Origin of the sequence: Pantoea sp. CTOTU49201 (genome assembly GCF_032054795.1) — a bacterium.
Classification (GTDB): domain Bacteria; phylum Pseudomonadota; class Gammaproteobacteria; order Enterobacterales; family Enterobacteriaceae; genus Pantoea; species Pantoea symbiotica.
Genome location: NZ_DAMBSA010000195.1, coordinates 1 through 8539 on the forward strand (window position 1 = coordinate 1; position 8539 = coordinate 8539).

At 55.6% G+C, this 8539-nt stretch carries 7 protein-coding genes and 1 pseudogene; 3 read left to right on the plus strand and 5 right to left on the minus strand.

Annotation, left to right across the window (positions count from 1 at the left end):
• Positions 1–177: 177 nt before the first annotated feature.
• The 3 genes from RTY00_RS14350 to RTY00_RS14360 form a co-directional block, all read right to left on the minus strand.
• Complete coding sequence (locus RTY00_RS14350) at positions 178–1512, minus strand: MFS transporter (protein ID WP_312664901.1); 1335 nt, start codon at positions 1510–1512, stop codon at positions 178–180.
• A 289-nt stretch (positions 1513–1801) separates the two neighbouring features.
• Positions 1802–2809, minus strand: a complete 1008-nt coding sequence (yhjD, locus tag RTY00_RS14355; RefSeq protein WP_154157305.1) for an inner membrane protein YhjD — start codon at positions 2807–2809, stop codon at positions 1802–1804.
• A 45-nt stretch (positions 2810–2854) separates the two neighbouring features.
• Positions 2855–3754 (minus strand): LysR family transcriptional regulator, encoded by a 900-nt coding sequence (locus RTY00_RS14360; RefSeq protein ID WP_036648956.1) that lies wholly within the window; start codon positions 3752–3754, stop codon positions 2855–2857.
• Positions 3755–3869: 115 nt separating this feature from the next.
• Between RTY00_RS14360 and RTY00_RS14365 the strand changes: the two genes are divergently transcribed.
• Entirely contained in the window at positions 3870–4628 is a 759-nt protein-coding gene (locus RTY00_RS14365) for an SDR family oxidoreductase (RefSeq protein WP_312664902.1), read from the plus strand.
• Positions 4629–4698: 70 nt separating this feature from the next.
• On the opposite strand, the gene RTY00_RS14370 is transcribed toward RTY00_RS14365, so the two are convergent.
• Positions 4699–5547, minus strand: a complete 849-nt coding sequence (locus tag RTY00_RS14370) for a PhzF family phenazine biosynthesis protein (protein ID WP_154193916.1) — start codon at positions 5545–5547, stop codon at positions 4699–4701.
• A gap of 113 nt (positions 5548–5660) precedes the next feature.
• Between RTY00_RS14370 and RTY00_RS14375 the strand changes: the two genes are divergently transcribed.
• Positions 5661–6284, plus strand: a complete 624-nt coding sequence (locus RTY00_RS14375; RefSeq protein ID WP_008106644.1) for a glutathione S-transferase family protein — start codon at positions 5661–5663, stop codon at positions 6282–6284.
• Here the strand turns inward: RTY00_RS14375 and RTY00_RS14380 are convergent.
• A pseudogene (locus RTY00_RS14380) lies at positions 6251–7741 on the minus strand (PLP-dependent aminotransferase family protein). The gene RTY00_RS14375 and the pseudogene RTY00_RS14380 sit on opposite strands and share 34 nt — an antisense overlap.
• Before the next feature lie 136 nt (positions 7742–7877).
• Here RTY00_RS14380 and RTY00_RS14385 point away from each other — a divergent pair.
• Entirely contained in the window at positions 7878–8465 is a 588-nt protein-coding gene (locus RTY00_RS14385) for a LysE family translocator (protein WP_312664903.1), read from the plus strand.
• Positions 8466–8539: the final 74 nt, after the last annotated feature.

The following is an 8539-nucleotide window of genomic DNA, read 5'->3' on the forward strand; positions in this document are numbered from 1 at the left end:
CGCTGGCTAAGCCACGCGCGACACAGTTTTCAGCACAATAAAAACCCCGGCTTGCCGGGGTTTTTTGTTATGTAAGATTGTCGATTACAACGTAGGGTCGCCATTCATGGCGACCTGGTTTAAACCGCACCCAATAAAAAACCCGGCCTGAGCCGGGTTCTCTTAATGCTCAATCAATCACACCGCTTCATACAGCGTCTGATTACGCGTCTCTTTACAGGCAATCAGCGCGATCAACGTCAACACCGCCATCGAAGCCAGATAGAAACCCACCGCCTGCAAACCGTAATTGGCGTTCAGCCAGGTGGCGATATAAGGCGCCACAGAAGCCCCAAGAATCGACGACAAGTTGTAGGAGAAGGATGCGCCGGTATAACGCACTTCCGTCGGGAACAGTTCTGGCAGCAGCGCGCCCATCGGACCAAACGTCAGGCCCATAATGCTCAGACCGAGAATCAGGAAGCCCATCACCAGCACCTGAGAGCCAGAACCCAGCAGCATTGGGAACATCAATGCAAAGGCGATAATCATCAACGTAATGGTGATCATGGTTTTACGACGACCAAAGCGATCGGCCAGCAGACCGGCAATCGGCACCATCACACCAAAACCAATCACCGCCACCATCAGCATCCACAGGAAGCTGTTACGCGAATAGCCAAGACCAGCCGGCGCGGGCGCGGTGCCGTAACTCATCGAATACACGGTCATAATGTAGAACAGCGTGTAAGTGGCGAGCATGATAAAAGTGCCGAGAATGGTGGCGGTCAGATGCTTGCTCAGCAGCGTGCCAATCGGCATTTTCACCTGCTTGTTCTCTTTCTGCACTTTGGCGAATACCGGGCTTTCATGCAGCGAAACGCGCACATAAAGGCCAATTAACACCAATACCGCAGAGAGAATAAACGGCACGCGCCAGCCCCAATTCATGAACTGCTCGTCGGTCAGCAACCATGAAAGCAGCAGGAATGTGCCGTTAGCGAAGAAGAAGCCAATCGGCGCGCCGAGCTGTGGGAACGAACCATAAAGCGCGCGTTTTTTCGCCGGGGCATTTTCGGTCGCCAGCAGTGCTGCGCCGCCCCATTCACCACCGAGTCCAAGGCCCTGACCAAAACGCGCCAGCGCCAGCAGCAGTGGCGCTGCCACGCCGATGGTTTCATATCCTGGCAGCAAACCAATCAGCACCGTCGAAACGCCCATGGTCAGCAGCGATGCCACCAAGGTTGCTTTACGGCCAACGCGGTCGCCAAAGTGGCCAAACACGGCAGAACCGATAGGACGCGCCACGAAGGCGATCGCGAAGGTTGCCAGCGACTGCAGCGTAGCCACGGTCGGATCGCCCTGCGGGAAGAAGATGTGCGGGAAAATAATCACCGCGGCGGTGGCATAGATATAGAAATCGAAGAACTCAATGGCGGTGCCGACAAGCGATGCCACAACCACTTTGCCACGTGGATTGACCGGCGCGTCGTCGTGTTTTTTGTCGAGTGTTTCTGTGATGGAGGCTTGCATAAGTGTTTCTTAATTGTAAATGTAGACAGAGAATCTTACGCACCTGGTTTGCGGCATTCAATGGCGAAAAACCGCGTCAGACCGGGCTTTTTCGGCGAATAAGTGGATAATTTCTGAGTTGCTGCAATCAGTGGCGGATGGGAACGGGAAGTGTCATTTTTTTGGCGGGAATCTCTGCAAAAGGGCCAAATTAAAGTGACCCTTTAGCGTTTCCTGCTGGTTTTTGCTGAAAAAGTAGCCAGCAGGAAACATTTTTAGCTAGTACGGCAAATGTAACAACCTCGTAGGCTTATTTAGCCTGATGCGGCTGCGGCATCTCTTTATCATCTTTGTATTTCGCGGTGGCGATCCACGCGGCGCAGAACAGCGTCAAACGCGCAAAGAAGTAGAAGAACGCCATCAAGCCGAGCACCGAACCAAAAGCCGCACCCGACGGCGAAGTCGCCAGCTTCGGCAGCGTCAGCGTCATCACAAACTTAATCACCTCAAAACCAATCGCCGCCAGCAGCGTGCCACGGAACAGCGCTTTTTTACGTGGCTTGTGGCGCGGCAGAATCCAGAAGATCCACAGGAACAGCAGATAGTTAGCAAAGATGGAGATAGATAACGCAATCACCGTCATCGCCGGGCGCAGCCACTCAATGTCTTCCAGTCCCAGCGCATTAACGATCGCCGCCTGCGCCGCACCGGCAATCGAGGTCAGCGACAGCGTAATCACCAGCGCAAACATCAAACCCAGCAGCGAAAGCAGGTCGCGTGCGTACTTCTTCCAGAGTTTCTCCTGATCGTCTGGCGTGCGTTCCCACACGTCGCGCGACTGCGCACGTACCGCTTCACGCAAATTGCCCATCCAGTTAATGCCGGAGTAGAGCGCCAGCAGCAAACCGGTTATCCCCACCGTGGCGCGCTGTTGAATCGCGGTGTTCACCGTATTCTTCAGCGTGGTGGCCAGCGTCGGATCGCTGATGCTGTTAACGATTTTGTTGATCAACTCGGTGAGCAAATCCTGATTCGACGCCAGCACAAAGCCGACCGCCGCAAAGGAGACCATCAAAATCGGTATCAGTGAAAGAAATGAGAAGTAGGTGATCGCCGCGCCAAACTGGCTGCCGAGGCGATCGTTAAAGCGTTCCAGCGCGCGCATAAAATGCGCCACCGCCGGAATCGCCTGAAACCAGGCAGCGAAGCGCGACACATTCTGAATCGAGCCATCCACGGTTTTATTGCCGGTTTTAATATCAATTAGCGGCTTGGCTTCTGCCTTGGCCGCTGTCTCTATAGGTTTTTTGTCCGTCATAGACGATAGTCATCCTGTTCACTGCGAAAATACAATTATAGCCTGCTATGTGACGTACTCCTGCAAGACGTGGCTTAACCACTCCATAAACACGCGTACGCGGCGCGCCACGTTACGGCGATGAGGATAAAGCAGCGAGATCGGCATCGGTTTCGCCGGGAAGTGATGCAGTACTTCAACCAGTTGTCCTGACTCCAGCAGCGGCTGCACGCCAATCGCTGGCACCTGAATAATGCCGAGCCCGGCCATGCACGCCGCGCGATAGGTTTCGGTGCTGTTTACCGTCACCACGCCGCCGGTTTGAACGTAATGGCACTGTTTGCCATCAAAATATTCAAAGCCCAGCGAAGGTTGTCCAAGCTGCTGTGTGTAATGCACCATCGCGTGTTGCGACAGATCTTCCAGCCGCACCGGCATGCCGAAGCGGGAAAGGTAGCCGGGGCTGGCGCAGTTGATCAAGGCGTGCGAGCCGATTTTCCGCGCAATCAGCCCGGAATCTTTCAGCTCGCCCACGCGCACCACGCAGTCAAATCCTTCGCGAATCACATCGACCTGGCGATCGCTGCTGCTCAGCTCAATTTCCAGACCGGGATAGTGCTGCAAAAATTCTGGCAGGCGCGGCAGCACAAAGCCGGTTGCCATCGCCACCGACATATCCACGCGCAGTTTGCCGCTTAAGGTGCCGGGATCGTGCTGGAACAAGCTGTCCATGTCGTCGAGCATTGAGAGCAAATCGAGGCAGCGATCGTAATAAACCAGGCCGTCCTGCGTCAGATGCACGCGCCGCGTGGTGCGATGCAGTAGGCGCGTCCCCATTTGATTTTCCAGCGCCTGCAGCTGACGCGATACGCTGCCTTTCGGTAAACCCAAACTTTCTGCTGCACGGGTAAAACTGCCCATTTCTGCCACTCGCACAAAAACCTGCATTGCGTGAATTTTATCCATGTTGTTCACCGATTGTTGTTGTTAGTGAAACAGTGCTGCGTATTCCTCTGCGTTTATAGATCAATTATTCACGAATATCCTTAACACGTGTTCAATTTTCCAACTGGAGCGAAACATGAGTCATAAAATTGCATTGATTACCGGCGGAAATCGCGGTTTAGGCAAGAATGGGGCGCTGAAACTGGCCGCCAAAGGCACCGATATCCTGTTTACCTATCGCGGTCACGCGGAAGAAGCGCAGGCGGTAGTGCAAGAGATTGAAGCGCTGGGTGCGCGTGCGGTGGCGCTGCAGCTGGATGTGGGCGATACCAGCACGTTCGACGGCTTTGTGGCGCAGGTGAAAGAAGCGCTGCAGAAAACCTGGCAGCGTGACAACTTTGATTATTTAGTGAACAACGCCGGTCACGGTCACTACAAGCTGTTCGCAGAGACCTCAGAAGATGAGTTTGACGCGCTGGTGAATGTGCACTTCAAAGGACCGTTCTTCCTGACGCAAAAACTACTGCCGCTGATCGTCGATGGTGGACGCATCCTGAATATCTCCAGCGGTTTAACCCGTTTGACGCTGCCGGGTTCAGGCACTTACGCCTCAATCAAAGGCGCGATGGAAGTATTAACTCGCTATCAGGCAAAAGAGTTGGGCGAGCGCCATATCCGCGTCAACATTCTGGCGCCAGGCGCGATTGAAACCGACTTCGGCGGCGGTCGCGTGCGTGATACTAAAGATCTCAACGATCATATCGCCTCGGTGACCGCGCTGGGCCGCGTCGGCTTGCCAGATGATATCGGCGATGCCATCTGCGCGATCCTCAGCGATGAAACCGGCTGGATCACCGCACAGCGCATCGAAGCCTCAGGCGGACAAGGCCTGTAATCCGTAGGGTCGCCATTCATGGCGACCTCGTTAAACAGCGACGCCAGCCAGGTTGCCATAAATGGCAACCTTACAGATCAATCGTCCCATCAATCACCGTCACCGTTTGCCCACCAATCCAGATCGCCTTATCCGTAAAACTCACCTGAATTCGACCTTCACGCTGAATCGCGCTGCCCTGACGAGCCCGATAATCCCGCGTTTGGTGGTTCGCCTCGAAGTAGCGTGCCAGACAGGCGTTGGCGCTGCCGGTCACCGGATCTTCGGTCAAACTGCCGTTCTCAACCAGCAATGCGCGCACTTCATACTGCTCGTTTTCACCTGCTGGTAACGCACCAAAAATCGCCGTGCCGTTAACCTCAGCATGCTGTTGTAAACGGTGTAAATCGGCTGCTGACGGCACCACATCCAGCACCGCTTGCGCGCTACTCATCGGAATCAGCAGCCAGCGAATGCCCATATCAACGATGGTCGGCGTTTGGCTGAGATCGAAAGCTTCACTGTTCAGTGCGCTGCTCATCAGGGCATCGCTGAAGGGCGTCAAGCGAGCGGCGGGTGCCGCAAAGGCCAGCGCGCCGTCGTCGCTGATTTTCACCTCAACCAAACCCACGCCGCACTCCTGCACGATTTTGCCCGGCGTTTTCAGCGGCCAGCCCGCTTCCAGCAGCGCATGCGCGGTGCCGAGCGTCGGATGTCCGGCAAACGGCAATTCACCTTCCACGGTAAAAATGCGCACGCGGTAATCCGCCGCCGCATCCTGTGGCGGCAGCACAAAAGTGGTTTCGGACAGATTGGTCCAGCGCGCAATCGCCGTCAGCTGCGCGTCACTCAATCCCTGTGCATCCATAATCACCGCCAGCGGATTACCTTTAAACGCCGATGAGGTAAACACATCCACCTGTTTAAATGCGACCTTCATTGTCACTCCTTCCTCGTTGAGGTTGTCTGAAATCGGGATTTACATCCTGCTGATTGCGAAAGGCCAGCAACAGGGCTATGAATAGATTAAGAATTCTGGAATCGGAGTCCGCAATGTTAAAAGTTCTTGGCCGTACTTCTTCAATTAACGTGCGAAAAGTTCTGTGGCTGTGTGCAGAACTCGATATTGCGTACGAATTAGAACCCTGGGGCGATGATCCGCAATCGCTGCACTCGCCAGAGTTTATGGCGCTCAATCCCAACGCCATGGTCCCGGTGATCATCGAGGACGATTTCGTGCTGTGGGAATCCAACACCATTCTGCGCTATCTCGCCAACAGTAACGGCGGCGAATGGCTCTATCCCGATAATCCACGCGCGCGCGCGCCGGTCGATCAGTGGATGGACTGGCAAGCCACCGAACTCAATACCTCATGGCGCTACGCGTTTATGTCACTGGTGCGCAACTCGCCAGCGCATCAGGATCCCCGTTTGCTGGCGGCGGCCGTTAAAGGCTGGACGCACACTATGAACATTCTCAACCAGCATCTGGAGAAAACCGGGCGCTACGTCGCAGGCCGCAACTTCTCGCTGGCAGATATTCCGGTTGGTCTGGCGGTGAATCGCTGGTTTGAAACCCCGCTGGAGCATCCTAACTTCCCGGCGGTCCAGACCTATTACGAGCGTCTGACCGAGCGCGAGCCTTACACCACCTGGGGCCGCAACGGCAAACCCTGATCCTGTCCCGGCGCCAAACCTGTCATTTCGCAGGCCAGCGCGCCGGTACGCTGCAACGCCCACGTATAACGCTCATCAAACGGATAGCAGCAGGAGAGACGCAAGGCGTGTTTATAACGATCGCTCAGCGAGTAGAGCGCGCCTGGCGTCACACAGATTTGCTCCTGCAGCAGACGATGGAACATCTCCACGGTATCGATATTTCCCGGCAGTTCGACCCAAAAAACAAACCCGCCGCGCGGCAGGGTAGCGCGCGTGCCCTGCGGAAAGTGGCGCGCCAGAATCCCGCGCGCCGCATCCAGATTGGCGGCATAGCGCCGACGCAGCGTGCGCAGATGATGATCGTACCCGCCGCTGGCAAGGAATTCGGCCAGGGTTTCACTCAACAAGCGTGATTCCGCCATCGACGAAACCGCTTTGAGGTGAGCGATAGCATCATGAAAACGCCCGGCGGCAGTCCAGCCGACGCGGAAATCGGGCGCCACGGTTTTAGTAAAGCTGGTGCAGTAAATCACCCAGCCATCGCTATCAAACGCCTTCACCGGCGGCTACAACGGCCACTCAAACTGTAATTCGTCATACAAGCCATCTTCCAGCAGCGGAACGTGGTAAGTATTCACTAACTTCGCCAGCCGCTTTTTGTTCTCCAGCGGCATCACGTATCCCAACGGGTTCTGTGCGCCCGGCATGGCGATCACCGCCTGAATCCGCTTTTCCTGCAGCAGCATCTCCAGCGCATCCAGCGACAATCCCTGATGCGGATCGGTGGGGATTTCCAGCGCTTTCAAACCCAGCGACGCCAGCAGCGGGAACAGGAAGAAATAGGTTGGCGACTCTAAACCAATACAATCGCCGGGTTTGGTCACCGCACGCAGCGCCAGCTGGAGCGCTTCCATGCAGCCGTGCGTCAGCGTGATCGCCTGCGGTGGCAGATTGATGCCGTTGTGCAGGGCGCGACGCGCAATCTCCTCCCGTAAGCGCTCACTACCAGGCGGAAGCGCATAGCGTCCGATAATGTCGGGATTCTGGCGCAAAATCGACGCAGTAATTCGCGCTATTCGCGCCGCCGGATAGAAGGTGCCATCCTGCGGACAGGCCAGCGAGATATTGGTGTAATCGGGATTGTTTTGCGCCGCGAACACTTGCTCAATCAGCTCCAGCTTTTGCGCGCTGGGATCGTTGATTTTTGCTGGCAGCGGTTTTACCGGGCGCGTCACGGCGGGCAGCACGCCACGCACGTAATAACCCGACTGCGGACGCGATTCAATCAGGCCGCGATCTTCGAGGATTTGCCACGCATTGAGCACGGTATTGATACTCACCTGATGCGATTGTGCCACGCGACGTATCGCCGGCAGCCGTTTACCCGGCTTCAGCGTGCCCTGATGTATCGACTCGGCAAAGCTATCGACCAGCTGCTGATACAGCGTTTGACCGGATGAAAGTGGAAGGGACACAAAAGCCTCCGCGTGCAATGGGTACAATTCATTTTTGAGACAACTGTATCCATTACAATAGTGGTTTTGTGTCTCTGTTTCCATCGCATCATACGCTCTAGCATGAAGACATCATTGATTCTTCAGGAAGCGCATCATGCTTGATCCCTCATTCTTCAGCTACGTCACCGTTATGTCGATCACGCCAGGCCCAAACAACCTGTTGCTGGCGACCTCAGGCGTTAATTTTGGCTTTAAACGCACGCTGCCGATGCTATTTGGCATCCTGCTGGGCTGTGCGATACAGATGCTGCTGGCGAGTGTGGCGCTCGATGCGCTGCTGCACTGGATGGGCGCGATTCGTCTGCCGCTAACGGTGGTAGGCTGTAGCTATCTGCTGTGGCTTTCGTGGAAGATTTTCCGTGCCGGCGCGCCGCAGCTGCGTGAACGCCCGCGTCCGATGACGCTAATTGGCGGCATCTGTTTCCAGGCGGTGAATCCCAAAGCCTGGCTGATGGTCACCAACGTGGCGCTGATGTACGCCAACAGCAACGGCGTGCTGACGGTGTTGTTAGGATTCGCAGCGCTGAATCTACCGTGCATTTTGATTTGGGCAGCGCTGGGCGATCGCCTTCGCAGCCATCTGCAAGTAGCGTGGAAACGTCAGGCGTTTAACAGTTTGATGGCGCTGTCGCTGGTGGCGACTACTGGATGGATGTTGTACGACGCGGTGCTGCTGAGCTAGATACTTCGGTGCGCATAAATGCGCACCTTGCATTTGTAGGGTCGCCATTCAATGCGACCAGGCTAGAACTACCT